We start from the raw sequence: 26,106 nt of genomic DNA, 5'->3' as shown, positions 1-26,106 counted from the left end.
GCAAGACACGTGGAGAGCCCGGTGCCTTGAGAGAGGCACGCCGGGTTCGGCGGGCGGGCCGGGGAAACGGACTGGCCGCAAGGCCAGCACTGCGCCCCGGTCCGACCCAACAAGCAGCTGTGAGTGATCAGCTCCCACCATCCGATGGAGAGCCCGGACCACACCGTTGCTGTTCATCGGCCTCGCGAGAAGATCGGCATCCCAGGCGACCGCGGAGCGCCATGGCTTCGCATCCTGATCAAGGGATCTGTCGGGAGGGCTTTGACCTGGCCTTTCTCGCTACTTTGCAGCCGGTGACGCCGCCCCGAGTGGAGGGCCTGTTAGGCGGAACCGACGGCAGTCCCAGGCCGCCCGGACCGGGGCCGACTCGGCCATTGTCAAGTGAACTTGACATCGCGGCAGGCGCCTTCTATCGTGTCAAGTGTACTTGACTTCTCGTCACAGGAAGGGAAACTCGTGCAAGCACACAACGAGACCGGGGCCTATCGGGACTCGATCAAGACAACCGTTCGACTTGCACTCTGGACACTCGCCTGGGTGGCGACCCTTGCCTTGGCCAGGTTCGGTCCCGGACTCCTATGGGATTCGCAGCAACCGGTGGCGAGCTGGACCGCAGTTGCCGCCAATCTTGTCGTCGGCATCGGATGGATCGTCGCCTTCGCGCGCTTTCTCCGAGGACTCGATGAGTTGCAACGGAAATTCTTACAGGATGCGCTGGAGGTCACCCTCGGAGTGGGGTGGGTCGGCGGATTCGCCTACGTCGTCGCGGACGCCGCCGGCCTCATCGCCTACGACGTCAATATCGCACTCTTCCCCGTGCTCCTGGGAGTCGTCTACTCGATCGCCTTCGTCGTCGGCAAGATCAGATACCGATGAAGAACCGCATCAAGGAACTTCGGACCGAACGCGCCTGGACGCAGGCTGACCTGGCGCAGCGTGTCGGCGTGTCAAGGCAGACGATCAACGCGATCGAAACAGGGAAGTTCGACCCGAGCCTTCCATTCGCCTTCCGTCTCGCCAAGCTGTTCAACCTGAAGATCGAAGAGCTCTTTCTCGACGATCAATGAAGCGCCTCGGGTGTGGCCTGCGGCCGAGCCGCATTCACCCGTCCGAAACGATCACGAACCGCAATCGTGATCTCTCACCCGGCTATCTGGCGGCTGGGGACACATTCGGGAGCGGAGGGCCGAACAGGTGCTTGCGGGCGTAGCGCAGCCAGCGGGCCTCGGAGTGGTAGCCGAGCAGGGCTTGGGCCACTGCGAGGCAGACGAGTTCGGAGTCGCTGAGCAGGGGTGGTCGGCCCATCCACCGGGTTTCTCCGATCTCGTCGTCGATCTTGACATAGAGTGCGGTCACGAGGGTGTCCAGGTCGGTCGTCACAAACTGATCTTCGACACCCTCGTCTTATTCGGTGGCCGGTTTTCGCGATTTCAAGGGGCGCGGTCAGATTCTGGCCGGGGTGGGCTTCAGGCGCACCACCGAAGCCCCCGCTCCACGGGCGGGCCGGAGGCGGCCCACCCAGCGCAGCCCGCCATCAGCATCGCCGCCACTTCGGAACTACTCATCTATGGTCGGTAAGGGACTGGCCGTGTGGGGGCTGCCTGGCGGGTGTCACCTAGCGGACTGGCGAGTGCTCTTTCGAATCCGGTGAGGGCGTTGATGAGGTCGGGGACCTCGAATGCGCGATTACGTCTGCCGATGGTGGTCTGTTTGAGCACGCCTGCTGCCGCGAGCTGGTTGACCGCGTCGTTGGCTCGCTGGGCGGATCGCCCGATCAGGTCGGCGGCGGTGGTGGCCGTGAGCACGGGAGCAGAGGGAAGCACTCGCAGTAGAAGATCGACGGAGGACCCCGCGCGCACTCTTCCCAGCTTCTCTCGCCAGCCCTTTTCGAGGGCGTCGAGTGTCGCGCCGAAACGATCCGTGTCGATACTGGCGCGGGCGGCGTCCGCGACGAATCGATCGAGACAGGTGCCCATGCCCTCCTGGGCTTGCGGAGAGTCGGAGGCTCCCTCGTAACGGTATGCGGTGAGTGCGGAGATGTAGGCATCGGTGTGTGACGCCAGGATGCGACTGATCGGTGGGGCGAAGCGGGGAGCCAATCCTCGACGACGGAGAATCAGGTGGATGAGTGCCCGTCCCGTACGGCCGTTGCCGTCAACGAATGGGTGGATCGTCTCGAACTGTGCGTGTGCGATGGCCGCCTGGACCAGGGCGGGATGGTCGTCTCCTGATATGTACGCGCACAGGTCTTCGAGGAGCGAGTGAACTCTGTCGGGCGGTGGGGGGACGAAGTCGGCGCCGCATGGTGACATGCCGGTTCCGCCAACCCAGTTCTGTTCGGTTCTGATCAGGCCGCCGAAGCGTGCGTCCCGAGTTCCGTTGAGAAGCCTTTGGTGGACTTCCAGGATGTCAGTGACATGTACGGCCGGTGCGTCCGCGAGTTCGAGAGCCGATTCCATCGCCCGGACGTTCCCGAGGACCGCGTGTGCCGTGTCATCGTGTGCCTCTATGCCGGTACGTGATGCCACATCGGCTTTGGCGAGACGCCGAACGTTGATCTGCAGGCCTTCGATGAACGAACTGGCCACGGCTTCGGCTCGTAGGAGGAGCCTGGCCAGCGCTTCAAGACTGATCAGGGCTCGTGGGGATGCGTTCAACTCCACGAGCCGGTGCTCGACGTCGCCCACATCCGCTGCGCGTTGTGCCGTCAGGTTCAGGGGGCGTCCCAGCAGAGGATCGGGAACGTACGCCTTGTAGTGGCACGGTTGGCGTTCCGCTCGCGTGGCACCGCCCGGAGTACCTGGCCAGGACATGGCGATGTACTCGGCCATAAGTGTTCTCCCCCTCCGCCCATATGAACGGTTAAATGCTAACCATTCGTATGGACGCCCTGGGTGAACTCTCTGGATTCGAGATTGGCCGCGGGCTCCGGTCTGGTGTGAACATGCGGCGCCGGGACAGCGGAAATCGAAATGTCCGAGAGACCGGCTGGCGGGTAGCCTGCGCGAGGACCTAGGAAGGGAATCGTTGTGGGGCACGTTGAGGTTGGTCATCTGACGTACGTTCTGCCGGACGGGCGGCCGTTGCTGGACGACGTGTCCTTCCGGGTCGGCGACGGGGTCAAGGCGGCGCTCGTCGGGCCCAACGGGGCGGGCAAGACGACGCTGATGCGACTGATCGCGGGTGACCTGCAGCCGGTCGACGGGAGCGTCGCCAGCTCCGGCGGCCTGGGGATCATGCGGCAGTTCATCGGCAGCATCCGGGACGGCCGGTCCGTGCACGACCTGCTGGTCAGCGTCGCCCCTCAGCGGGTGCGGGAGGCGGCGGCGAAACTCGAGGCCGCCGAGCTCGTGATGATGGAGCGCGAGGACGAGAAGGCCCAGATGCGCTACGCGCAGGCCATCACCGACTACAGCGACGCCGGCGGCTACGACATCGAGGTGCTCTGGGACACCTGCACGATGGCCGCGCTCGGCATGCCGTACGACGACTGCAAGTACCGCGAGGTCAACACGCTGTCGGGCGGTGAGCAGAAGCGGCTGGTGCTGGAGGCGCTGCTGCGCGGCCCCGACCAGACGCTGCTGCTCGACGAGCCGGACAACTACCTCGACGTGCCGGGCAAGCTCTGGCTGGAGCAGGCGCTCCGCGAGACCCCCAAGACGGTGGTGCTGGTCAGCCACGACCGGCAGCTCCTGGCCAACGCGGCGGACCGGATCATCACCGTCGAGTCCGGCAACATCTGGGTCCACGGCGGGGGGTTCGGCGGCTACGCCCAGGCGCGCAGGGAGCGCAACGAGCGCCTCGACGAGCTGAAGAAGCGCTGGGACGAGGAGCACGCCAAGATCAAGCGGCTGGTCCTGATGCTCAAGCAGAAGGCCAAGTACATGGACACCATGGCCGCCGCCTACCACTCGGCCCAGACCCGGTTGCGCAGGTTCGAGGAGGCCGGGCCACCGGAGGCGGCGCCCAAGGAGCAGTTCATCAGCATGCGGCTGAAGGGCGGCCGGACCGCCAAGCGGGCGGTGATCTGCGAGCGGCTTGAGCTCACCGGCCTGATGAAGCCGTTCGATCTGGAGATCTGGTACGGCGAGCGGGTCGCGGTGCTGGGTTCCAACGGCTCGGGCAAGTCGCACTTCCTGCGCCTGATCGCCGGGGAGGAGGTCAGGCACACCGGGGTGGCCCGGCTCGGCGCCCGGGTCGTCCCCGGGCATTTCGCTCAGACGCACGCCCGTCCAGAGCTCATCGGCCGGACGCCCTGCGAGATCGTCATGACCGAGCACGCCCGGCTCAAGAACGAGGCGATGAAGGCGCTGTCCCGATACGAACTGGCCGGAACCATCGCCGAGCAGCGCTTCGAGACCCTCTCCGGCGGCCAGCAGGCCCGGCTGCAGATCCTGCTGCTCGAACTGTCCGGCACCACCCTGCTGCTGCTGGACGAGCCGACGGACAACCTCGACCTGGCCAGCGCCGAGGCTCTCCAGGAAGGGCTGGACGCCTTCGACGGGACCGTGGTCGCCGTCACCCACGACCGTTGGTTCGCCGATGACTTCGACCGCTATCTGGTCTTCGGTGCCGATGGAAAGGTCTACGAATCATCCGAACCGGTATGGGATGAGACCAGGGTGGTCCGCCAGAGGTAAAGACTCGGGTCGTTCCCGGCGCGTCGGAGTGGGAGGGGTACCGCCACCGGTTATCACGGCTAGGTGACGCACAGCACCCGAATCGTCGGCGCCCTCGCCCTCCTCCTCCTCATCGGAAGTGCCGGATGCACCGATGAGGAGGAGAAGCAGAAGCGGGCCGCCGCGCTCCAGCCGATCGCGGTCAGGGAACAGGCATCGTCCATCGTCAAGGGTGACGATGGGTATGTGGTGAACTGGGCAGGAGTGCTGGCCAACACCAACCCGTGGCACTTCGGCGAGCACATCGTGGCCACCGTGGTGGCCAAGAACGCCGAGGGCAAGGAGGTGGTCCGGCTGGAACAGCCGCTGGACGCGGTGCCTCCCGCCGGAACCCTGCCCTTCACCGGCCAGGTGGTGACCCAGGACAAGCCCGCCAACGTGAGCATCGCGTACCGCCCGGCACGCTGGCACCTGGCCGGCCGGATCGTCTCGGCCTTCCAGCCCTTCCCGGTCCGCGGCGTGCTGACCGACCGCACCGCCGACGGCAACTATCTCGTCACCGGCTACGTCGGCACCCCGTACGTGATGCCGACCCGCAGCCTGGCCGTCACCGCGCTGCTGCGCGACAAGCAGGGCAAGCTGCTCGGCGGTGGGAGCACGTTCGTGGACAACCTCCAGGCGGGTGAGAACCGCCGGTTCATCCTGCAGATCAAGAGCGTCCAGAACACCCGCGACATCGCCTCCGCCGAGGTGACCGCGCGCACCTGGGGGTCGAGCAGTCGCCCCTTCGAACAGCTCGCCCTCGGCGGTGCGCTGCCCTTGCACACGGTCAAGCCGAAGATGCCCCCGTTCGCCAAGGACCGGGGCAGGCAGGCCCCGCTCGCGAACGCCGGCCACCCGTGATCGGGAATCCTCTCCATGACATACCGATAAGCGCGATTAATTCAGCTAAATGGCCATTCTTCAACATTTATGACTACGGGTCGCGAGGAGTGGTTTACTGGATTCGTTGACTCTATTAAGACAGTTGGAGTCAACGTGGAGAAATGGCTGGAACTTATAGTTGCCAACCGTTTACCTTCGGTTGCATGACTGACGGTGTCCTGGTCGAAGCGCTGCGCGCGAGGGAACCTGCGGCCCTTTCCGGCCTCTACGACTCGTATGCGGAAAGCGTCTACCGGTACTGCCATTCAATGCTCGGCACCTCGGCGGGTGCGGAACCGGCGTTCCTCGACACCTTCGTCGCGGCCGAGGCCCATATTCACGCGCTCGCCGACTCCCGTCGGCTGGAGGCGTGGCTGTACGCACTCGCTCGGGGGGAGTGCGTACGGCGCGATCCTGCCGGGGAGCCTGACCCGCAGGTCCCCGTTCCGGCGGACGCCGGCGAGGCGGACCTGCGGGTGATGGCGTGGAACGCCACCCGGAGCCTGTCGCCCGAGGACCGGGAGGTCCTCGACCTGAGCTGCCGGCACGGATTCGGGCCCGTCGACCTCGCCGCGGTCCTGGGCGTCACCACCAAGGTCGCGGCCGCGCGGTACGAATCGGCGAGGGAGCAGCTGCGCGACGTCGTCACCGCGGAGGTCCTCGTCCGCAAGGGGCCCCACGACTGCGCGAGCCGAGCCCGCATGCTGACCGGTTTCACCGGCGAGCTCACCACGCGGACGCGCGAGCGGGTGATCCGCCACGTGAACCGGTGCGACACCTGCGCCCCGCACCGGGTCAGGCAGGTCTCCGCGGCCAAGGTCTTCGACCTGCTCCCGGTGGTCGCGCCGCCGCCGACGCTGCGCGCGCGGGTGATGGACTGCTTCTCCGACCCCGCGCGGATCCCCTACCGGCACGACGTCGCCCACCGGGTCGGCCCCCTCGACGGTGCCGGGTTTCCCGCCGGTACGGCGCGCGGAGGTCGTCGCCGGCCCTGCGTGATGGCCGGTACGGCGGCCGCGGTCGCCGCGTCGGTGGCGCTCGCTCTGCTCCTCACCCAGACCACCCTCCTGTCCGAAGACGCGAGCCCCGGTGTCGCCTCGGAGGCGTTCTCGGCGTCGGCGGAGCCTCCGGCCGCCCAGCGGCCGGATGAGCACCGGAGGCCGAGGGAGCACCGACGGGTGGACGCGCCGCAGGCGCCGGCGCCCGTCCGCGCGGAAACGGCCGTCGGGCGGACCGGCTCGCCCGGAGTGACGGAGTCGGTCGGCGTCACCGGGCCCGGCCCCGAGGTCGACCGTCGGGTGTCGGTGCCGGTGCCGGTGCCGGGCCCGACCGGCCACCCGGCGGAGACCCCGCCCCCACCACCGGGCAACGGGCCTTCGACCGGCGGACCTTCGACCGGCGGACCTTCGACCGGCGGACCTTCGACCGGCGGACCTTCGACCGGCGGGCCGTCGGGTGGCGGGCCGGTGCTGCCGGGGGCTCCCGGGGCCGGTGCACCGGACAGCCGCCTCCCGCACCGTGACCACCACGGACACCGGTCCTTCCGCCCCTGCCGCGACACACGGCGATCGACGGAGCCGGGCGGCCCGCAGGCGAGCCCGGCGCCTTGGCGGGGCGGCCCGAGGCCCCCGCGAGGAGAGCACAGGCCACCCCGGGTGATCCCCCGGCCCCCTCAAGAGACCCCGAGACCCCCGCAGGCGGACCCCCGGCCGCCGCGGGCGAATCCTCGGCCGCCGTATGCCGATCCCATGCCGCCGCTCGCCGATCCGCAGGCTCCGTCCGCCGGCCCCGGGCCGTCGCGGGGAGACCTGAGACCTCCGCGTTCCGGGCCGCGGGGAGACCTCGGCCAGCCGCGGGCCGCTCAGCGGCGGTCCCCGGACGCCTCCCGGCCGACATTCACCGGATCGAATCCCGCTCCACCCCCGCCGCCCGGCTCTCCCGCGTTCTCCGGCCCTTCCACCTCACCGGAAGGGCCGGTCACGCCCCTCGCCGAGCGGCCTCCGGGCGGCAGGACACCGGCCGTCTGAGCGTCGAGACGCTTTCGGCATCCCTTCGGCGGTACGGGCCGAGCCCCTCACGAGCGGCGGTATTGTGGCGGGCGGTGACTACGTGGCGTGAGTGCCATGTGTGCGTAGAGTGACGAATGGGAATGTTGAGGTAGGCCGCCTGGCACGCGGCGACGCGCCGCGTTCTGCGGTGAGACCGCGGCAAGCGGTGTTTCAGGGGGACTCCGGGGGGAGACGCATGCATTCAGTCAGACGGCGCCGCCATGCCGCCGCGGTGGCGGGCCTGGCCTGCTGCCTGATCGCCGGGCAGGGGCTCCCCGCCGGCGCCGTGCCCGGCCGGTCGGGACCGGCCGACGACGCCGCGCCCGGCGGCGTGACGGGCCCGTCGGCCGACGAGGTCGCCGAGGCACGGGCCATGGCCCGCGAGCGTGGTGAGAGGCTCGGCGAGACCACGGTCCTGGTCGCCGAGGCACGGGCCAGGCTGGAGGAGCTCGTCACCGACGCGGAGAGGCTCGTCGAGTCGTACAACGGGGAGCTCGTCAAGACGGCTCGCGCCAAGGAGCTCTCCGCCCAGGCGGCCGAGCGGGCGAAGACCGCCGGCTCCCAGGTCGCCAAGGCCCGCGAGGCGGTGGCCGCGATCACCACCCAGAGCTACGGCGGGCTGGACATCGCCCAGCCCATGATGGCCATGATGACCGGCAACGGCGGACCCACGGACGACGGCTACCTGCGCAGGGCCAGCATTCTGGCCCATATGGGTGGGGGGCAGGCCGAGACGCTCAAGCAGCTGCGGGAGTCCCAGGAGGTCTTCGCCATCCTCCAGGCCCAGGCGGAGGACGCGTACGCCGAGCAGCGGGAGGCGCAGGCGGAGGCCGAGGAGGCGAAGCAGGCCGCGGAGGAGGCCGTCGCCAGACAGGTCGACGAGACCCGGCGGATCGAGGAGGAGCAGGCGCGGCTGGAGAAGCTGGCCGACGAGGCGCGGAGTACGGCCGAGAAGCTCGCCAGGGAACGCGAGGTGGCCCTGGAGCAGGCCAGGATCGCCAGGGAGAACGCCGAGCGTGCCCGATACCAGGCGGCCGCGATGCGCCGCGAGGAGGCTCGGATGGGAGTGGCCTCGGGGGAGCCCGTGTCGCGCTGGGCGCTCAACGTGACCGCCGAGTCGGCCAGGGGCGACATCGCCGCCGACTGGGCGCTCACCCAGCTCGACAAGCCGTACGTGTGGGCGGCCGACGGGCCGGCCGCCTACGACTGCTCGGGGCTGACCATGCGGGCCTGGGAGCGGGTCGGGATCGACATGGACCACTGGACCGGCACCCAGTGGACCTCGGGCCCGCACGTGCGGCTCAGCGAGCTCCGCCGGGGCGACCTGCTCTTCTACGGGCAGGTCACGGGGAATCCCGGAGACATCCACCATGTGGGGATCTACGTCGGCCGGGGGCTGATGGTGCACGCCCCGCAGACGGGGGACGTGGTCCGGGTCGCGCCGATGTGGCGCAGCGACCTCATCGGCGCGACCCGCCCCGCGTGAGACCTGTCCGGTGTGACGGCTCAGCAGTGGTTCAGCGGCACTGAGCCGTCACCCGTGGCGGCTCAGTGCTTGCCGGAGGACTCGTCCTGGGCGCGCTTGATGGAACGGACGATCTCCTCCTCGGCCTCCACCCTGCCGACCCAGTTGGCGCCCTCGACCGACTTGCCGGGCTCCAGGTCCTTGTAGACCTCGAAGAAGTGCTGGATCTCCAGGCGGTCGAACTCCGGCACGTGGTGGATGTCGCGGATGTGCTCCATCCGGGGGTCGGTGGCGGGGACGCAGAGGACCTTGTCGTCGCCGCCCTTCTCGTCGGTCATGCGGAACATGCCGACCGCGCGGCACTTGATCAGGCAGCCGGGGAAGGTCGGCTCCTGGAGCAGCACCAGGGCGTCGAGGGGATCACCGTCCTCGCCCAGCGTGTCTTCGATGAAGCCGTAGTCGGCGGGGTACTGCGTGGAGGTGAAGAGCATGCGGTCGAGCCTGATGCGGCCTGACTCGTGGTCCACCTCGTACTTGTTCCGTTGCCCCTTGGGAATCTCAACGAGAACGTCGAACTCCACCGCGTTTCCTCCACTCAGACCCCCGGGCACCCCCGGTTGGGCGTTAATGTCTCGTAGGCGTTTTATGCCTTTTGGCTACTGATGATGAGAGGTCGGCGACGTAATGGTAATGCGGCGTGAGCGGTGGGTGGCTTTGGTCACTCTCGTCCTGCTGCAGATTTTCGTCGTCGCGGCCGGGGCACACCTGATCACCAGCGGTGTGCTGGTCAAAGGTGAGTCCGAGCGTGTCGCGTCGGCGGCGCCGCCCCCCGTCCCGGTCATCACCTCGGGTCCGGTGCTGGCCGCGGGGGGGAACGGACCTCTCCCCGCCAAGGGTACTTTGGCAGGGCGGTTGACCGAGGCGTTGGGGGACCCCGCTCTGGGAGGAAGCGTCGGGGCCGCGGTCATCGACGCGGAGACGGGCGCCATGCTGTTCGGCAGCCACGAGAGCAAGGGCATCACTCCCGCCTCCACCACCAAGGTCGTCACCGCTGTCGCCTCGCTGGCCTCGCTGGGGCCCGACACCAGGCTGAGCACCCGGGTGGTGCGGGGCTCCTCGCCGGGCTCGATCATCCTCGTCGGCGGTGGCGACCCCACCCTGGCGAGCCCGAGAACGGCGGCCGGCCAGGTCTATCCCAGGCCCGCCTCGCTCGCCACCCTCGCCTCGCGCACCGCCAGGGCGCTGACGGCGGCGGGGACGTCCAAGGTGACGGTGGCCTACGACGACTCCCTCTACGTGGGGCCGCGCACCGCCGCGTCGTGGAAGCCCGGCTACGTGCCCGAGGGCAGCGTGGCCCCCGTCACCGCGCTCATGGTCGACGAGGGCAGGATCTCCAGCGGCGGCCAGAGAACCTCCGACCCCTCCCGCGCGGCGCACAGCGCGTTCGTGTCGCTGCTGTCGAAGTACGGCATCACGGTTGCCAAGTCCGCCAGGCGGTCCACGGCGCCGGCCGGTGCCAAGGAGATCGCCAGGGTCGAATCCGCGCCGGTCTACGCCCTGGCCGAGCGGGCACTCACGCTCAGCGACAACGACCTCTCCGAGGCGCTGGCCAGGCACGTGGCGATCAAGGAGGGCGAGCCCGCCTCCTTCGACGGCGGCGCCCGGGCGGTCGGCAAGGTGCTGGCCAGGCTCGGCGCAGACAAGGGCGTGCGGGTCTTCGACGGCAGCGGGCTGTCCCCCAGGAACCGCATCACCCCCGAGGCCCTGGCCCGCCTGGTCGCGGTGGCGGCCTCCCCGGCCAACCCCGGCCTGAACCCGATCGCCAGCGGCATGCCGGTCGCCGGCTTCAGCGGCACCCTCGGGCACAGGTTCGACAAGACGCGCTCCGCCTACGGGCTCGTCCGCGCCAAGACGGGCACCCTGGACGGGGTCAACACGCTGGCGGGTATGACCACCACGCGTGCCGGACGCCTGGTGACCTTCGCCTTCATGGCGGACGACGTCCCACCCGGCTGGGGCAAGGCGGAGGCGGCCCTCGACAGGCTCGCGGCGGCGGTGGCCGTCAGTTGATCAAGGGTTCCGGGTGCGCGGCCCGGGAAGGGAGCACGTACGGTGGACGGTATGCAGGTGATCGACTGGGATCTTGCCGTAGCGACCGGAACGCGCCTGGTGCGCCCCGGGCCGCAAGTGAGCCGAGAGGAGGCCCGGCAGGCCGTCGCTGATTTGCGGCGGCTCTCGCGCGAGGCCGAAGGGCACGTCCGCGAGTTCACCCGAATCGACACCGAGACCGCGCCGCAGCCCGCGACCGTCGTCGACAGGCCCGGCTGGATCAAGGCCAACGTCGACGGGTTCCGGGTGGTGCTGGAGCCGCTCACCGAGCGGATGGCCGCTCGCGGTGGCCAGACGCCGGCGATCGTGGGCGCGGTGGGCTCACGCGTCACCGGGGTCGAGGTGGGCGCGGTGCTGGCCTTCCTCGCCTCCCGTGTCCTCGGGCAGTACGAGCTGTTCCTGCCGCCGGACCCGACCGGCCAGGCGGCCACGGGGCGCCTCACCCTGGTGGCACCCAACATCGTCCACGCCGAGCACGAGCTCAACGTCAACCCGAGTGACTTCCGCCTCTGGGTCTGCCTGCACGAGGAGACCCACCGGGTGCAGTTCACCGGGGTCCACTGGCTGCGCGAGTACGTCAGGACGCAGACGACGGACTTCCTGCTGGCCTCCGACATCGACCTGCCCGCCCTGCTGGAGCGGCTCCGCTCGGCCGCCGGCACGTTCACGGACGTCATCAGGGGCGGCGAGGGCAATCTGATCGACGCGATCCAGACGCCCGAGCAGAAAGTGATCCTCGACCGGCTCACCGCGGTGATGACCCTGGTCGAGGGGCACGGCGACTACGTCATGGACGCGGTCGGCCCTTCGGTGGTTCCCTCGGTCGCCGACATCCGGGCCAAGTTCCACCACCGCCGCGAGGGTGGTTCCCGCTTCGACCGCACGATCCGCAAGCTGCTCGGCCTCGACCTCAAGATGAAGCAGTACGCCGAGGGATCGGCCTTCGTCCGCACCGTCGTGGGCCAGGTGGGCATCGACGGCTTCAACAAGGTCTGGACCTCGCCCGAGACCCTTCCCACCCAGGGGGAGATCTCCAAGCCGGAGCGGTGGATCGCCAGGGTGATCGACGCCCCGGCCATCTCCGAGGCCAGCGGCACTCCCGGCTGAGGCGCCCGTCCCCCCGGGAGGACCCGGGAGGACCCGGGAGAGCCCAGGGGGACAGGTGGGGGACGGCGCCGCCTCGCGCGGTGCCGCACCCCCGTCCGAGGCCGGAGAATGGCGAGCATGGGTCCGCATCCCGCCGTCGCCGACGTCCGCCGTGCCGTACGGCACGCGCTGGGCGACCTGGGACCGGGCGAGCTGGTGCTGGCCGCGTGCAGCGGTGGCGCCGACTCCCTGGCCCTGGCCGCCGCGCTGGGTTTCACCGCGCCCAGGGCCGGGCTCCGCGCCGGTCTGCTGACCGTCGACCACGGCCTGCAGGCGGGCTCCGGGGAGCGCGCGGCCGACGTGGTACGGCTCGCGCCCGGTCTGGGGCTCGACCTCGCCGAGGCGCTCGCGGTCTCCGTCGGCACCTCGGGAGGCCCTGAGGCGGCGGCCAGAGCGGCCAGGTACGCGGCTCTGTCACAGGCCGCCGAGCGGCTCGGGGCGGCGGCCGTCCTGCTCGGGCACACCAGGGACGACCAGGCGGAGACCGTGCTGCTCAGGCTGGCCAGGGGGAGCGGCACCCGGTCGCTGGCCGGGATGCCCGCGCGGACCGGTGTCTACCGGCGGCCGCTGCTGGGGCTCGGCCGCGCGACGACGGTGGCGGCCTGCGCGGCGCTCGGCCTGTCCCCGTGGGACGACCCGCACAATCTCGACGCCCGCTACGCCCGGGTCCGGGTCCGCGAGCGGCTGCTCCCCGCCCTGGAGGACGAGCTCGGCCCCGGCGTCGCCGAGGCGCTCGCCAGGACCGCCGACCTCTGCCGTGACGACGCCGACGCGCTCGACGCCTGGGCCGCCGAGGTCTACGCCCGCGTCGTGGTACGAGATTGCGCTCTTAGCGATATTGGAGTGGTGACGATGGCCGTACGGGACCTGGAACGCCTTCCCGCGGCCGTGCGCCGCAGGGTGCTGCGGAGAGCGGCGATCGACGCGGGGGCACCGCCCGGCACTCTCGCGGCCTCGCACGTCCTGCAGGTGGACCGTCTGGTCACACAGTGGCGGGGACAGCGGCGGATAGAGGTGCCCGGGGGGGTGGCGGCGATCCGCCGGTATGACACCCTGATACTCGCCAGACAGTCAATCAGCCCCGTTTCGTAAGGAAAATCCCAGGTGGACGCAGCCGACATGGGCAAGGACCTCTCGAAGGTCCTCATCCCCGAGGAAGAGCTCCAGGCCAAGATCAAGGAGCTCGCGAGCCGGATAGACGAGGACTACGCGGGCAGGGATCTGCTGATCGTGGGCGTGCTCAAGGGCGCGGTCATGGTGATGGCGGACCTGGCGAGGGCCCTGCACGTGCCGGTGCAGATGGACTGGATGGCGGTGTCGTCCTACGGAGCGGGCACCAGGTCGTCGGGCGTCGTGCGGGTGCTCAAGGATCTCGACACCGACATCGCCGGCCGTCACGTGCTGGTCGTCGAGGACATCATCGACTCGGGCCTGACCCTGTCGTGGCTGGTGCACAACCTGAAGTCGCGCAACCCCGCCTCGGTGGAGATCTGCGCAGCGCTGCGCAAGCCGGACGCGGTCAAGGTGCCGATCGACGTCAAGTACGTCGGTTTTGACATTCCCAACGAGTTCGTCATCGGTTATGGCCTCGACTACGCCGAGCGCTACCGCAACCTCCCCTTCATCGGAACTCTCGCGCCGCACGTGTATGGAGCGGAGTGAAAAGTACGCCCTGCGCGAAGTGTGTCATTCACAAACGCGACATTGCCCATAGCGGCGGGGAACACGGACCTACCTGACGTACGTTGGTAGGGAAAGCCGGTGCTGTCCGCGCGGTGACCCCGCACGCCACGCCGGTGTACCTTCGGACGACCGAAGAGGTGGCCTCCGCCGCTTTCGGACAGTCAGTTGGAGCGGTTAGGGATACCGCGAACCCCGGGTCCGCCCGGGGTTGCCAGGCTCTGGTCAGGAAGGGACGGGCCCGCCGGGGTTCCGCATCGGATGGATCTCAAGCGATTTACACGTGGGCCACTGCTGTGGATCCTGGGCATCGTCGTTCTGCTGCTTCTCGTCACCACCATGTGGGGCGGCGACGGCAACTTCGAGAAGAGAGACACCTCTCAGGTCATCAGCTGGATCGATGAGGGCAAGGTCTCCAACGCGAAGATCATCGACAAGGAACAGCGCATCGAGGTCACGCTGACCGACGGCAAGCGCTACTACTCCTCGTGGGTGACCGGCCAGGGCGTTCAGCTCGCCGACCAGCTCCAGGCCGCAGTCGTGGCGAAGAAGCTGGACAAGGGCTACAACGTCGACGTGCCCAAGGAGAACTTCCTCCTCAGCCTCCTGGTGAGCTTCCTGCCGATCGTCTTCATTGTGCTGATCTTCCTGTTCATCATGAACCAGATGCAGGGCGGCGGCTCCCGGGTGATGAACTTCGGCAAGTCGAAGGCCAAACTCATCACCAAGGACACTCCGAAGACCACCTTCGCCGACGTCGCGGGTGCCGACGAGGCCATCGAGGAACTCCAGGAGATCAAGGAGTTCCTGCAGGCCCCGGCCAAGTTCCAGGCGATCGGCGCCAAGATCCCCAAGGGTGTGCTGCTCTACGGCCCGCCGGGAACCGGTAAGACCCTGCTCGCCAGGGCCGTCGCCGGTGAGGCCGGGGTGCCGTTCTACTCCATCTCCGGTTCCGACTTCGTGGAGATGTTCGTCGGCGTCGGCGCCTCGCGAGTCCGTGACCTGTTCGAGCAGGCCAAGGCGAACGCCCCGGCGATCATCTTCATCGACGAGATCGACGCGGTGGGCCGCCACCGCGGCGCCGGTCTCGGTGGTGGTCACGACGAGCGCGAGCAGACGCTGAACCAGCTCCTCGTCGAGATGGACGGCTTCGACGTCAAGGGCGGCGTGATCCTGATCGCCGCGACCAACCGGCCCGACATCCTCGACCCGGCGCTGCTGCGCCCCGGCCGTTTCGACCGCCAGGTCACCGTCGACCGCCCCGACCTGGAGGGCCGCAAGGGCATCCTCAAGGTGCACGGTCGCGGCAAGCCGTTCGCCGAGGGCGTCGACCTCGACATCATCGCCCGCAGGACGCCCGGTTTCACCGGTGCCGACCTGGCCAACGTGATCAACGAGGCCGCGCTGCTCACCGCGCGGGCCGACCAGAAGCTGATCACGATGGAGCTCCTTGAGGAGTCCATCGACCGCGTGATGGCCGGTCCCGAGCGCAAGTCCCGGGTCATGTCGGACCAGGAAAAGAAGATCATCGCGTACCACGAGGGCGGTCACGCCCTGGTCGCGCACGCGCTGCCCAACTCCGACCCGGTCCACAAGATCACGATCCTGTCCCGCGGACGCGCCCTCGGCTACACGATGACGCTGCCGATGGAGGACAAGTTCCTCGCGACCCGCTCGGAGATGATGGACCAGCTCGCGATGCTGCTCGGTGGCCGCACGGCTGAGGAGCTCGTCTTCCACGAGCCCACCACCGGTGCCTCCAACGACATCGAGAAGGCCACCTCCATCGCCCGCCGCATGGTCACCGAGTACGGCATGAGCGAGCAGCTCGGCGCCCGCAAGTTCGGCAGCGGCAACGCCGAGGTCTTCCTCGGACGTGAGATGGGTCATGAGCGCGACTACTCCGAGAAGATCGCCTCCACGATCGACGAGGAGGTCCGCCGCCTCATCGAGTCGGGCCACGACCAGGCCTGGGAGATCCTCGTCGAATACCGCGACGTGCTCGACAACCTGGTGCTGGAGCTGATGGAGAAGGAGACCCTCTCCCGCGAGCAGGTTCTGCAGATCTTCGCCCCGGTCGTCGTCAAGGAGAAGAGGCCCTCCTACTCGGGTTATGGCAAGCGGCTGCCCTCCAACCGCCCGCCGATCCTGTCCCGCAAGGAGCAGTCGGGCAACGGCTCGCTTCCCCCTGGTGAGCAGGTGACCGAGGGTAACGGTGTCCTTCCCAACGGATCGGGCCAGCCCGACTCCGTGCAGAGGGACGGGAACTGAGTGTGAGTGTCAAGCCACTTCCGGTCGACACGGTCCGGCTGGAGAGTGCGGTCCGCGAGATCCTCATCGCCATCGGTGAGGATCCCGACCGCGACGGTCTCCGGGACACCCCGGCCCGGGTCGCCCGTGCCTACGCGGAGCAGTTCGCCGGGCTGGGGCAGACCCCCGAGGACGTCCTGACCACGGTCTTCGACGTCGACCACGACGAGATGGTGCTGGTTCGCGACATCGAGGTCTACTCGACCTGCGAGCACCACCTCGTGCCGTTCCACGGCGTGGCCCACGTCGGCTACATCCCCAACGAGAAGGGGCAGGTCACCGGCCTGTCCAAGCTCGCCCGCCTGGTCGACGTCTATGCCAGGCGTCCCCAGGTGCAGGAGCGGATGACCTCCCAGATCGCCGACGCGCTCATGGATGTGCTGGAGCCGCGCGGGGTCATCGTCGTGATCGAGTGTGAGCACCTCTGCATGACCATGCGGGGCGTCCGCAAGCCCGGTGCCAAGACGATCACCTCGGCGGTGCGCGGAAGCTTCCGCGACAGCGACAGGACCCGCGCCGAGGCGATGGCCCTGATCATCCGCTGATCTCGCAGAGCATCCACGGAACCCCGTCCGGACCGCCCTTCGGCGGCACGGACGGGGTTCCGCGTTGCCGCCCAGAGAAATCCCCCAAGCCAACCTTGATCCGGCTAATATCGCCATACCCGGCAGGACCGGGTGCTCTGTGATCTTCGGATCGCGGCGGACACGCCCCAGGGTCCCTCCGGAGGAGGACGCATGCAGGCCGGACACCCCGACCGAAGGCCGTCCGCTCCGTGACGGGTGTACGAATTCGTGGTGGCACAAGCCGGACCCGCGAGACGGACGGACGGTACGCAACGCCTAGGCTTGTCCGCATGACTACGTGGAGTGTGCCCGGGCTGCCGGACATGGGCCGGTGTCTCGTGATGGGCGTGGTCAACGTGACTCCCGACTCCTTCTCCGACGGCGGCCGATGGTTCGACCCCGCGGAGGCCGTGCGTCACGGCCTGGAGTTGGTCGAGCAGGGGGCCGACATCGTCGATGTGGGGGGCGAGTCCACCAGGCCGGGCGCCGCGAGGGTGCCGCTGGAGGAGGAGATGGCCAGGGTCGAGCCGGTCATCAGGGAGCTGAGCCGCGCGGGGGTCGCCGTCAGCGTCGACACCATGCGGGCCGAGGTGGCCCAGGTGGCGGTGGAGGCCGGGGCGAAGCTGGTCAACGACGTCAGCGGAGGACTGGCCGACCCGGCGATGCCCAGGGTCGTGGCCGCCTCCGGCGTGCCGTACGTGGTGATGCACTGGCGGGGGCACAGCCACGCCATGCAGGACAGGGCCGTGTACGGCGACGTGGTGACCGAGGTCTGCCAGGAGCTCACCAAGCGGGTCGAGTCCGTGCTGGCCGAGGGGGTGGCGGAGGAACAGATCGTGCTCGACCCGGGGTTGGGTTTCTCCAAGAACCCCGACCACAACTGGGCTCTGATCGCGGGCCTCGACCGGCTCGCCGAGCTGGGCTATCCGCTGCTCGTCGGGGCCTCGCGGAAACGGTTCCTGGGTCGCCTGCTGGCCGCCCCGGACGGCACGCCACGTCCTTTCAGCCGCAGTGACGACGCCACGCTCGCCGTGACCGCCCTCGTCGCCCAGGCGGGGGCCTGGTGCGTGCGCGTGCACGATGTCCGCCCGAACGCGGACGCCGTCCGTGTGGCTGCCGCAGTTCAGAGAGCGAGACCATGAGCGTCGACACCACCGCCGTCGAGACGGTCAACCAGGCCTTCTACACTGCCATCGAGGACGCCGACCTCGACAAGATGACCGAGATCTGGGCCGAGGACATCGATGGCGAGCAGGTGAGTTGCGTGCACCCCGGGTGGCCGATCGTGAACGGCCGGCAGGAGGTGCTGCGCTCATGGGCGCTCATCATGGCCAACACGCCCTACATCCAGTTCGTGCTGACCGACGTCCGGGTCATGGTCCTGGGCGACGTCGCCATCCTCACCTGTGAGGAGAACATCCTCACCGCGGGAGACGAGGGTGATTCCAGCTTCGCCGCGGGCAAGGTGGTGGCGAGCAACACCTTCGTGCGTACGTCCGCGGGGTGGCGGCTCTGGCTGCACCACGGCTCGCCCGTGCTGCAGGGTGACGACGACGAAGAGGAAGAGGAGGTGGCGTGAGCGAGCGCACCGGCGAACGGCCCGGCGGGAACACCTCCCGGGCGGCCGGGGTACGGGCCGGTGACGGATCCCACGACCAGGAGCCCCTGCGGATCAACGACGGCGTCGCCGACCTGATCGGCGATTCACTCCAGGACCCACCGGGGGATCCGGCAGGTGCGGCGTACGGCCTGTCGTCGGGCCGGGTGGCGGACCGGATCAGCCTGAAGGGGCTGCGGGTGCGCGGGCGGCACGGTGTGCTGGCGGCGGAGCGGGAGCTCGGCCAGGAGTTCGTCGTCGACGTCACGCTCTTCCTCGACACGGCGCCCGCGGCGGCCGGCGACGATCTCGGCAGGACGGTTCACTACGGCGAGCTCGCCGAGGATCTGGCGAGGGTCGTGGCGGGCGAGCCGGTCGACCTGATCGAGACCCTGGCTCAGCGCCTGGCCGATGTCTGCCTGGCCCGCGAGCTCGTCCGGTCGGCGGAGGTGAGCGTGCACAAGCCCGCCGCGCCGATCCCGCTGCCGTTCGACGACGTGATCGTGACGATCACCCGGAGCCGGGCATGAGGGTGGTCCTGGCGCTCGGCAGCAACCTGGGCGACCGTTTCGGCACCCTGCGGGGTGGGCTGGACGCCCTCCTCGCCGAGCCGGGGCTCACGCTCGTCGCGGTGTCGCCGGTCTACGAGACCGACCCGGTCGGCGGCCCGGAGCAGGGCGCCTACCTCAACGCGGTGGTGATCGCCGAGAGCGCGCTGGAACCCCTGGACCTCCTCGATCGTGCTCAAGGTGTGGAGAACGCCTTCGGCCGGGTCCGGGTGGAGCGCTGGGGAGCGCGCACCCTGGACGTCGATCTGATCACCGTGGGAGACGTCGTCATGGACGACCCAGACCTGACCCTGCCGCATCCCAGGGCGCACGAGCGGGCGTTCGTGCTGGTCCCGTGGGTGCGGGCCGATCCGGACGCCGTCCTGTCCGGGCGCCGGGTGGCCGATCTGCTGGCCGGTCTCGACCAGGACTACGTGCGCCCCCGCCCCGAGCTGGCCCTCCAGGGGCCCGGGTGAGGCCCAGCCGTCCCGGCGTCCTCGTCGGGCTCTTCATCGTGGTCACCATCCTCACCTGGGCGCTGCTCAAGCCGCTCTACGTGTCCCTGCCGACCGTGCCGTGGACGGCGATCCCGACGGTGCTCGTGCTGGCGATCGGCGAGGCCTACAGCGGGTGGATGACGAAGGCCAGGATCGAGCGCAGGCCCGACACCAAGCCCGTCGATCCCCTGGCGGTGGCCCGGCTGGCGGCCCTGGCCAAGGCCTCCGCGTACGCCGGGGCGGTCTTCGCCGGACTCTTCGCCGGATTCACCCTCTACACCGCCGAACTGCTCGACCAGAGGGTGCCCCGTCAGGACTTCTTCATTACCGGCGGGTCGATGCTGGTGTGCGTGCTGCTGGTCTGCGCGGCCCTGTACCTGGAGTACTGCTGCAAGGTGCCCAAGGACTCCGCGGACGACGACCACTGAGCGGACGCGTCAGCGCCCCCTGGCCCACTTCCGGCCGAAGAGCATGATGACCGGGAGGGTGCACACCAGTGCTCCGGCGACGGCCAGGGGGCGTTCCAGCCACCAGAGCAGGTCGGGCCGGGCCCGGCTGCCCGGCCCGCTGCCCGCCAGCCACCAGGTCAGCGCCACCCAGATGGCCATGCCGGTCGTGTGGAAGAGGAAGAGCGGGAGCGCGAACCGGTTGACCGTCTCGTTCACGCGCTGCCACCTGGGGCGGTCGAGCAGGCGCTCCATGGCCGGCCTCAGCACCTCCACCAGGCCGATCTGGAAGATCAGCAACGCCACGATGACGAAGGTGGGCGGTGCCATGTTGGACAGCTTGTCGCCGGGCACGCCGACCATCGAGCCCGGGTAGATGTCCGAGTAGACCAGGCCGAAGAGCGCGAACAGCCCGGTCCACAGGATGGCGACGTCGAAGCGGCGGGGAAGCGCCACCATCCTCGCGTAGAAGAACCCGGCCTGGTGGGCCAGCCCCCAGACAATGATCATGTTGAGCCAGCCCACGGCCTCGTACCCGTAGCGCAGTCGCAGCACGTCGACGACGAGCGCGGCCCCGGCCAGCCAGATCAGGATCAGCACGTCGAAGCGCCGGTGCAGCCAGAGCGCGACCGGGAGCAGGGCGATCAGCATGAGGTAGACGCCGATGAACCAGAGCGGGCTGATGACGAGCAGGACCACCCGGTCCATCCACTTGATCCCGAACGCCCACGTCACGACCGCGCCCAGCACGATCCAGGTTCCGGCCAGCGCCAGCGTCGGGATCGCGAGGCCGCGGATGCGCCGCCACACGAAGGTGCCGATGCCCATCCCGCGCTCGCGGGCGCGGTTCCAGGACAGTAGGTGGACGTACCCGCCCACGTAGAAGAAGAGCGGCAACACCTGCAGCAGCCAGGTAAAGATCCACAGCCCCGAGGTGAAGCCCAGCGGGCTCGTCGGCGAGGGGCCGTTCGGCCCCCACTGGAGGATCGTGAAGGCCCAGTGCCAGAGCACCACGACGAGCAGGCTGAACGCGCGCAACCAGTCGACGTACCGGTCCCGCGGTGGCCTGTCGCCGGTCGGAGGGCCGCCGTGATCGGCGGGGGACGCGGGTGTCATCGGGGGAGTCGCCTTCTCCTGGTCCCCGCCGGGTTCGATCATGTGCTGCTGACCGTGCCTCACTTGTCGATGTCGCCGACGACGAAGAACATCGAGCCCAGGATGGCGACCATGTCGGAGACCAGGTTGCCGGGGAGCATCTCGCGCAGCACCTGGACGTTGTTGAAGGAGGCGGACCGGAGCTTCATCCGCCACGGTGTCTTCTCCCCGCGCGAGACCAGATAGTAGCCGTTGAGGCCGAGCGGGTTCTCCGTCCAGGCGTAGGTGTGGCCCTCGGGGACCTTCAGCACCTTGGGCAGGCGCTGGTTGATCGGCCCCTGGGGCAGTTCGCGGAGCCGCCGCACGCAGGCGTCCGCCAGGTCCAGGGAGACCTTCACCTGCTCCAGCAGCACCTCGAACCTGGCGTGGCAGTCTCCGGCGGAGCGGGTGACCACCTTCACCGGCAGCTCGCCGTAGGCGAGGTAGGGCTCGTCCCTGCGCAGGTCGAGGTCGACGCCGGAGGCGCGGGCGATCGGGCCGCTCACGCCGTACTGCATGACCGTCTCGCGGTCCAGCACGCCCACCCCGCGGGTACGGGCGAGGAAGATCTCGTTTCCGGCGATCAGGTTCTCGATGTCCGGCAGCCGTCGCCGCACGTCGGCCACGGCCGTCGCGACCCGGCCCAGCCACCCCTCGGGCAGCTCCTCCTTCAGGCCGCCGACCCGGTTGAACATGTAGTGCATCCGCCCGCCGGCGATCTCCTCCATCACGGCCTGGAGGGTCTCGCGCTCCCGGAACGCGTAGAACACCGGGGTGATCGCGCCGAGTTCCAGCGGGTAGGAGCCGAGGAACATCAGGTGGCTGAGCACCCGGTTGAGCTCGGCCATCAGCGTGCGTGTCCAGACCGCCCTGACCGGCACCTCCATGCCGAGCATCCGCTCCACCGCGAGGACGACGCCCAGCTCGTTGGCGAACGCGGACAGCCAGTCGTGCCGGTTGGCCAGCATGATGATCTGCCGGTAGTCACGCACCTCGAACAGCTTCTCCGCGCCTCGGTGCATGTAGCCCACGATCGGCTCGGCCGAGCTGATCCGCTCCCCGTCCAGGGTAAGCCGCAGCCGCAGCACGCCATGCGTGGACGGATGCTGCGGCCCGATGTTGAGGATCATGTCCTCGGTCGCGAGCTCCTTGCCGCGCGCTTCCCGCACGGCGGCGGCACCCGCTCCCATCCCCACGCTCAGCTCACGGCGAGGCTCGTTCATATGCCTATGCTGTCACGTCAGCCGCGCGAGGCAAGATCCCGCAGTGCGGTGATCAGCCGGTCGACGTGCTCGGAGGTGGTGCCGATGCCGATGGAGGCGCGCACCGCGGAGGCGGTGGGGTCGTCGCAGCCGCCGTCCTTGGCGTCCAGCAGGTGCCGTACGAAGGGGTGGGCGCAGAACTTGCCGTCCCGGACGCCGATGCCGTAGTCGCCGGCCAGGGCCTCGGCGACCTCGCGGGCGGTGCGGCCGTCCACCACGAAGGAGACGATGCCGACGCGCGGATGGTCGGGCCCCCACAGGGACAGCTCCTGCACGCCGGGGACGGAGGCGAGGCCCGCGCGCAGCCGGTCGAGGAGGCGCTCCTCCTCGCGGACCAGCGGGGTCCAGCCGGTGGCGGTCAGGGCGTCGCAGGCCGCGGCCAGCGCGATGGCGCCCAGAACGTTCGGGGTTCCGGCCTCGTGGCGGGCCTCGGGGTCGTCGTGCCACTCGGTCTCGTCGTCGTTCACCGCCTTCACCGCCCCGCCGCCCCGCAGGTACGGCTCGGCGTCGGCCAGCCAGTCGGAACGGCCGATCAGCGCGCCGGTGCCGAACGGGGCGTAGAGCTTGTGGCCGGAGAAGACCACGTAGTCCAGGTCGAGCGCGGTCAGGTTGAGGCGGCGGTGCGGGACGAGCTGCGCGGCGTCGACGAGGACGCGGGCGCCGTGGCGGTGGGCGATGTGGGCCAGCGCGGCGATCGGCCAGAGCTCCCCGGTGACGTTGGAGGCGGCGGTCACGACCAGCAGCTTGGGGCCTTCGACCGAGGCCAGGGCCTCGTCTGCGGCGCGGACCGCCTCGCCGGGGAAGGCGGGGGCCGGCAGCCGCAGGGCGCGCTCCCAGGGCAGCAGCGAGGCGTGGTGCTCGGTTTCGAAGACCACGGCGGTGGTGCCCTCGGGCAGGCTGCGGGCCAGCAGGTTGGTCGCGTCCGTGGTGTTCCTGGTGAAGATCACCGAGTCGTCGGGACGGGCACCGACGAAGGCGCGTACCGTCTGCCTGGCCTGCTCGTAGCGGGCCGTGGTCAGCTGGGACGCGTACCCGGCGCCTCGGTGGACGCTGGAGTACGCCGGGAGCGCGGCGGCGACGGCGGCGCTCACCGGCTCCAGACAGGGGGCGCTCGCGGCGTAGTCGAGGTTGGCGTAGCGGACGAGCCTGCCGCCCCTGACCGGAACCTCCAGGTCGGAGCCGAGCACGGCGGGGATCGGCCGGTCGCCGGACGTACGGGTCGCGGGGACGGTCACCGGGGTGGTCCCGAGGGCGGTCGTGGGGGTGGCCGCGTCGGCTGCGTCGGCGGCTGTGGCGGTGAGGATCGTCAGTGCGGACACGCCAGGGCTCCTTCGAGGTCATCGGACCCCAACCCATGGCATAGGTGCCTGGAGCCCGCGCTTGCCCGGCACACCTCGTGCCGGACCAGGTCCTCACCCGGGGCACCCCGCCGCGGACGCGAGGGTTGCCGGCCAGCGAGCCGGGGCTTGTCACTGGCACTCATGACCTACGGGGGAACTATAACCGACGTCTGGCGGGAATTCGCAAGTGCTGTCTCTCATGTTCGGGAACTCATGAGGAGTCCCGTTCGTCTGGGCAGTGAGCCGGGTGGCGCCTGGCGGCGGGTGATGTTTGTCCTGGTAGTGGCTGAATAACGCCGAACGACGGATCTCGTTGTGCCGGTAGTGATCAAGTAGGGCGAGCTGGAGGCTCAGATGTTGGACTGGATGACCAACCCGGAGATCTGGATAGGGTTCATCACCCTCGTCGCCCTGGAGATCGTGCTAGGCATCGACAACATCATCTTCATCTCGATCCTGGCCGGAAAGCTCCCGCCCGAGCAGCGCGACAAGGCGCGCAGGCTGGGCCTCCTCGCGGCCCTCGTCAGCCGGTTGGCGCTGCTGCTGGCGCTGGCGTGGGTGGTGAAACTCACATCGCCGCTCTTCGAGGTCCTCGGTCAGCCGATCTCGGGACGGGATCTCATCCTGCTCGCCGGTGGTCTCTTCCTGCTGGGCAAGAGCGTCATCGAGATGCACGACAGCATCGAGGGCAAGACCGGGCACGGCAGCGCCAAGGCCGCGGCCTCCTTCGGCTCGGTGATCGCCCAGATCATGCTGCTGGACATCATCTTCTCCCTCGACTCGGTCATCACCGCGGTCGGCATGGTCGACCAGCTCGGTGTCATGGTCGCGGCCGTGATCGTCTCGGTCCTGGTGATGCTCTTCGCCTCGGGCCCGATCAGCCGCTTCGTGGACAAGCACCCGAGCATCAAGATGCTCGCCCTGTCGTTCCTGGTGCTGATCGGCGTCGTGCTGATCGCCGAGGGCCTCGGGCAGCACATCTCCAAGGGCTACATCTACTTCGCGATGGCCTTCTCGCTCATCGTGGAGCTGCTGAACATCCGGCTGCGCACCAAGACGGCCCAGCCCGAGAAGTCGGGCAGCCCGACCGAGGTGTAGCGGCCTGTGGCGGGCTGTCGAGCGTCGGCAGACGGCTCAGCCTCAGGCGATGGCGCTCTCACCCGTCGTGGGGCCACCGGGCATCCGTCTGCCCAGCTCCAGGGGGCGGAACAGGCAATTGACGCATGGGGCGACATTACGATGTCCGTGTGCGCTTTGATCCCTGGAATCCGGAATTCGTCGCCCATCCGTACGACGTCTACGACGAGCTGAGGCGGCAGCGGCCGGTCAGCTTCTTTGAACCGACCGGCCAGTGGCTGGTCGCCCGGCACGCCGACGTCAACGCGCTGCTGCGCGACCGTCGGCTCGGCCGCTCCTACCTGCACGTGGCGACCCACGCCGAGTTCGGCAGGCCCGACGACCCCGAGTTCCAGGACCCGTTCTGGCGGGTGGTCAGGGCCGGGATGCTCGACGTCGAGCCGCCGGTGCACACCCGGCTCCGGCGCCTGGTCTCCAAGGCGTTCACCCCGCGCATGGTCGAGGCGCTCCGCCCCAAGGTCGCCGAGATCGCCGGGGGACTGGTGGACCGTTTCGTCGAGCGCGGCGGTGGAGACCTGATCTCCGAGGTCGCCGAGCCGCTCCCGGTGACCGTGATCGCGGAGATGCTCGGCGTGCCCGAGGCCGACCGGCACCTGCTGCGCCCCTGGTCCGCCGACATCTGCGGGATGTACGAGCTGAACCCCTCCGTCGAGGCCCAGCACACCGCGGTACGCGCGGCCGAGGAGTTCTCCGCCTACCTCGTCGAGCTGGCCCGCGCCCGCCGGGCGAACCCCGGCGACGACCTGATCAGCGCGCTTGCCCTGGTGGCCGAGGAGGGCGACAAGCTCACCGAGGAGGAGCTGGTCGGCACCTGCGTGCTGCTGCTCAACGCCGGGCACGAGGCCACGGTCAACGTCACGGGCAATGGATGGTGGTCGCTCTTCCGCAACCCGGGCGAGCTGGAGCGGCTCCGTGCCGACCACGGCCTGCTGCCCACCGCGATCGAGGAGATGATGCGCTGGGACACCCCGCTGCAGATGTTCGAGCGCTGGGTCCTGGAGGACATCACCGTCGGCGGGGTGGACATCCCGCGCGGCACCGAGGTGGCGCTGCTGTTCGGCTCGGCCAACCGGGACCCCGAGGTCTTCGCCGACCCCGACCGCTTCGACGTCGGCCGGGTGGACAACCCGCACATCTCCTTCGGCGCGGGCATCCACTTCTGCCTGGGCGCCCCCCTGGCCAGGATCGAACTGATCGAGTCCTTCGGCGCCCTGCTCCGCAGGGCCGCGCCCCGGGGAAACGCCAACCGGCGCCCCGGGCGGCCGGGCGTCGTCAACA

The 26,106-nt window shown here is 69.4% G+C and carries 25 protein-coding genes and 1 riboswitch; of the genes, 19 read left to right on the top strand and 6 right to left on the bottom strand.

Annotation, left to right across the window (positions count from 1 at the left end; translation table 11 throughout):
* Positions 1-414 precede the first annotated feature (414 nt).
* Both ABZU75_RS34625 and ABZU75_RS34620 read left to right on the top strand, forming a co-directional pair.
* The gene (locus ABZU75_RS34625; RefSeq protein ID WP_355563648.1) at positions 415-876 is read left to right on the top strand and encodes a hypothetical protein; all 462 of its coding nucleotides are present in this window, start codon (positions 415-417) and stop codon (positions 874-876) included.
* The gene (locus tag ABZU75_RS34620) at positions 873-1,067 is read left to right on the top strand and encodes a helix-turn-helix transcriptional regulator (RefSeq protein WP_355563645.1); all 195 of its coding nucleotides are present in this window, start codon (positions 873-875) and stop codon (positions 1,065-1,067) included. The genes ABZU75_RS34625 and ABZU75_RS34620 overlap by 4 nt, the downstream gene beginning before the upstream one ends.
* An 82-nt stretch (positions 1,068-1,149) precedes the next feature.
* Here ABZU75_RS34620 and ABZU75_RS34615 read toward each other — a convergent pair whose 3' ends face one another.
* Both ABZU75_RS34615 and ABZU75_RS34610 read right to left on the bottom strand, forming a co-directional pair.
* A complete protein-coding gene (locus tag ABZU75_RS34615) occupies positions 1,150-1,380 on the bottom strand; it encodes a hypothetical protein (RefSeq protein WP_355563642.1) in 231 nt (76 codons plus the stop codon).
* Positions 1,381-1,565: 185 nt separating this feature from the next.
* Positions 1,566-2,831 carry a Fic family protein gene (locus tag ABZU75_RS34610; RefSeq protein ID WP_355563639.1) on the bottom strand — a complete coding sequence of 422 codons (1,266 nt, stop codon included), beginning with the start codon at positions 2,829-2,831 and terminating at the stop codon, positions 1,566-1,568.
* A gap of 198 nt (positions 2,832-3,029) precedes the next feature.
* Here ABZU75_RS34610 and ABZU75_RS34605 point away from each other — a divergent pair, with 198 nt between their 5' ends.
* The 4 genes from ABZU75_RS34605 (at position 3,030) to ABZU75_RS34590 (ending at position 9,077) form a co-directional block, all read left to right on the top strand.
* Entirely contained in the window at positions 3,030-4,640 is a 1,611-nt protein-coding gene (locus ABZU75_RS34605; RefSeq protein ID WP_355563636.1) for an ATP-binding cassette domain-containing protein, read from the top strand.
* A gap of 63 nt (positions 4,641-4,703) precedes the next feature.
* Positions 4,704-5,522, top strand: coding sequence for a hypothetical protein (locus tag ABZU75_RS34600; protein WP_355563633.1), 819 nt, complete (start codon positions 4,704-4,706; stop codon positions 5,520-5,522).
* Positions 5,523-5,707: 185 nt separating this feature from the next.
* Positions 5,708-7,570, top strand: coding sequence for a sigma-70 family RNA polymerase sigma factor (locus ABZU75_RS34595; protein WP_355563630.1), 1,863 nt, complete (start codon positions 5,708-5,710; stop codon positions 7,568-7,570).
* Between the two features lie 217 nt (positions 7,571-7,787).
* Positions 7,788-9,077, top strand: a complete 1,290-nt coding sequence (locus tag ABZU75_RS34590) for an NlpC/P60 family protein (protein ID WP_355563627.1) — start codon at positions 7,788-7,790, stop codon at positions 9,075-9,077.
* Between the two features lie 62 nt (positions 9,078-9,139).
* Here the strand turns inward: ABZU75_RS34590 and ABZU75_RS34585 are convergent, their stop codons facing one another.
* Positions 9,140-9,637, bottom strand: a complete 498-nt coding sequence (locus ABZU75_RS34585) for an inorganic diphosphatase (protein WP_355563624.1) — start codon at positions 9,635-9,637, stop codon at positions 9,140-9,142.
* A 127-nt stretch (positions 9,638-9,764) separates the two neighbouring features.
* On the opposite strand from ABZU75_RS34585, the gene dacB reads away from it, so the two are divergent.
* From dacB to ABZU75_RS34530, 11 genes are all read left to right on the top strand, one after another.
* Positions 9,765-11,126: a D-alanyl-D-alanine carboxypeptidase/D-alanyl-D-alanine-endopeptidase gene (dacB, locus tag ABZU75_RS34580; RefSeq protein ID WP_355563621.1), complete on the top strand. Its 1,362-nt coding sequence runs from the start codon at positions 9,765-9,767 to the stop codon at positions 11,124-11,126.
* A gap of 51 nt (positions 11,127-11,177) precedes the next feature.
* A complete protein-coding gene (locus ABZU75_RS34575) occupies positions 11,178-12,272 on the top strand; it encodes a zinc-dependent metalloprotease (RefSeq protein WP_350957403.1) in 1,095 nt (364 codons plus the stop codon).
* Between the two features lie 117 nt (positions 12,273-12,389).
* Positions 12,390-13,403 carry a tRNA lysidine(34) synthetase TilS gene (gene tilS, locus ABZU75_RS34570; protein ID WP_355563618.1) on the top strand — a complete coding sequence of 338 codons (1,014 nt, stop codon included), beginning with the start codon at positions 12,390-12,392 and terminating at the stop codon, positions 13,401-13,403.
* A 12-nt stretch (positions 13,404-13,415) separates the two neighbouring features.
* Positions 13,416-13,973 (top strand): hypoxanthine phosphoribosyltransferase, encoded by a 558-nt coding sequence (gene hpt / locus ABZU75_RS34565; RefSeq protein WP_350925588.1) that lies wholly within the window; start codon positions 13,416-13,418, stop codon positions 13,971-13,973.
* 279 nt (positions 13,974-14,252) lie between these two features.
* The gene (gene ftsH, locus ABZU75_RS34560) at positions 14,253-16,262 is read left to right on the top strand and encodes an ATP-dependent zinc metalloprotease FtsH (RefSeq protein ID WP_355563613.1); all 2,010 of its coding nucleotides are present in this window, start codon (positions 14,253-14,255) and stop codon (positions 16,260-16,262) included.
* 2 nt (positions 16,263-16,264) lie between these two features.
* The gene (gene folE, locus ABZU75_RS34555; protein ID WP_350925592.1) at positions 16,265-16,846 is read left to right on the top strand and encodes a GTP cyclohydrolase I FolE; all 582 of its coding nucleotides are present in this window, start codon (positions 16,265-16,267) and stop codon (positions 16,844-16,846) included.
* 311 nt (positions 16,847-17,157) lie between these two features.
* Positions 17,158-18,009 (top strand): dihydropteroate synthase, encoded by an 852-nt coding sequence (gene folP, locus ABZU75_RS34550; protein WP_355563610.1) that lies wholly within the window; start codon positions 17,158-17,160, stop codon positions 18,007-18,009.
* On the top strand, positions 18,006-18,446 hold the full coding sequence (locus ABZU75_RS34545; RefSeq protein WP_030905684.1) for a nuclear transport factor 2 family protein: 441 nt from the start codon (positions 18,006-18,008) through the stop codon (positions 18,444-18,446). Before folP ends, ABZU75_RS34545 begins: the two co-directional genes overlap by 4 nt.
* Before the next feature lie 185 nt (positions 18,447-18,631).
* The gene (folB, locus tag ABZU75_RS34540; RefSeq protein WP_350925727.1) at positions 18,632-18,994 is read left to right on the top strand and encodes a dihydroneopterin aldolase; all 363 of its coding nucleotides are present in this window, start codon (positions 18,632-18,634) and stop codon (positions 18,992-18,994) included.
* Positions 18,991-19,488 (top strand): 2-amino-4-hydroxy-6-hydroxymethyldihydropteridine diphosphokinase, encoded by a 498-nt coding sequence (gene folK, locus ABZU75_RS34535; protein ID WP_355563606.1) that lies wholly within the window; start codon positions 18,991-18,993, stop codon positions 19,486-19,488. Before folB ends, folK begins: the two co-directional genes overlap by 4 nt.
* A complete protein-coding gene (locus tag ABZU75_RS34530) occupies positions 19,485-19,937 on the top strand; it encodes a DUF3180 domain-containing protein (RefSeq protein WP_355563604.1) in 453 nt (150 codons plus the stop codon). Before folK ends, ABZU75_RS34530 begins: the two co-directional genes overlap by 4 nt.
* A gap of 9 nt (positions 19,938-19,946) precedes the next feature.
* Here the strand turns inward: ABZU75_RS34530 and ABZU75_RS34525 are convergent, their stop codons facing one another.
* From ABZU75_RS34525 to ABZU75_RS34515, 3 genes are read right to left on the bottom strand one after another with little or no spacing between them, the layout of a single operon-like run.
* Positions 19,947-21,071, bottom strand: a complete 1,125-nt coding sequence (locus ABZU75_RS34525; protein WP_355563601.1) for an acyltransferase — start codon at positions 21,069-21,071, stop codon at positions 19,947-19,949.
* Positions 21,072-21,130: 59 nt separating this feature from the next.
* Complete coding sequence (locus tag ABZU75_RS34520; RefSeq protein WP_355563598.1) at positions 21,131-22,312, bottom strand: NADH-quinone oxidoreductase subunit D; 1,182 nt, start codon at positions 22,310-22,312, stop codon at positions 21,131-21,133.
* A gap of 17 nt (positions 22,313-22,329) precedes the next feature.
* Entirely contained in the window at positions 22,330-23,586 is a 1,257-nt protein-coding gene (locus ABZU75_RS34515) for an aminotransferase class V-fold PLP-dependent enzyme (RefSeq protein ID WP_355563651.1), read from the bottom strand.
* 136 nt (positions 23,587-23,722) lie between these two features.
* A riboswitch (SAM riboswitch) is annotated at positions 23,723-23,838 on the bottom strand.
* Positions 23,839-24,045: 207 nt separating this feature from the next.
* On the opposite strand from ABZU75_RS34515, the gene ABZU75_RS34510 reads away from it, so the two are divergent.
* On the top strand, positions 24,046-24,789 hold the full coding sequence (locus ABZU75_RS34510) for a TerC family protein (protein WP_355563595.1): 744 nt from the start codon (positions 24,046-24,048) through the stop codon (positions 24,787-24,789).
* Between the two features lie 149 nt (positions 24,790-24,938).
* A partial coding sequence (locus tag ABZU75_RS34505) for a cytochrome P450 (RefSeq protein WP_355563592.1) occupies positions 24,939-26,106 on the top strand: 1,168 nt, incomplete at its 3' end.

Origin of the sequence: Streptosporangium sp. NPDC005286, assembly GCF_040607515.1 — a bacterium.
Taxonomy (GTDB): Bacteria; Actinomycetota; Actinomycetes; order Streptosporangiales; family Streptosporangiaceae; genus Streptosporangium.
The sequence above is the reverse complement of the archived record's forward strand: the minus strand, read 5'-3'. Positions and strand labels throughout refer to the sequence as shown.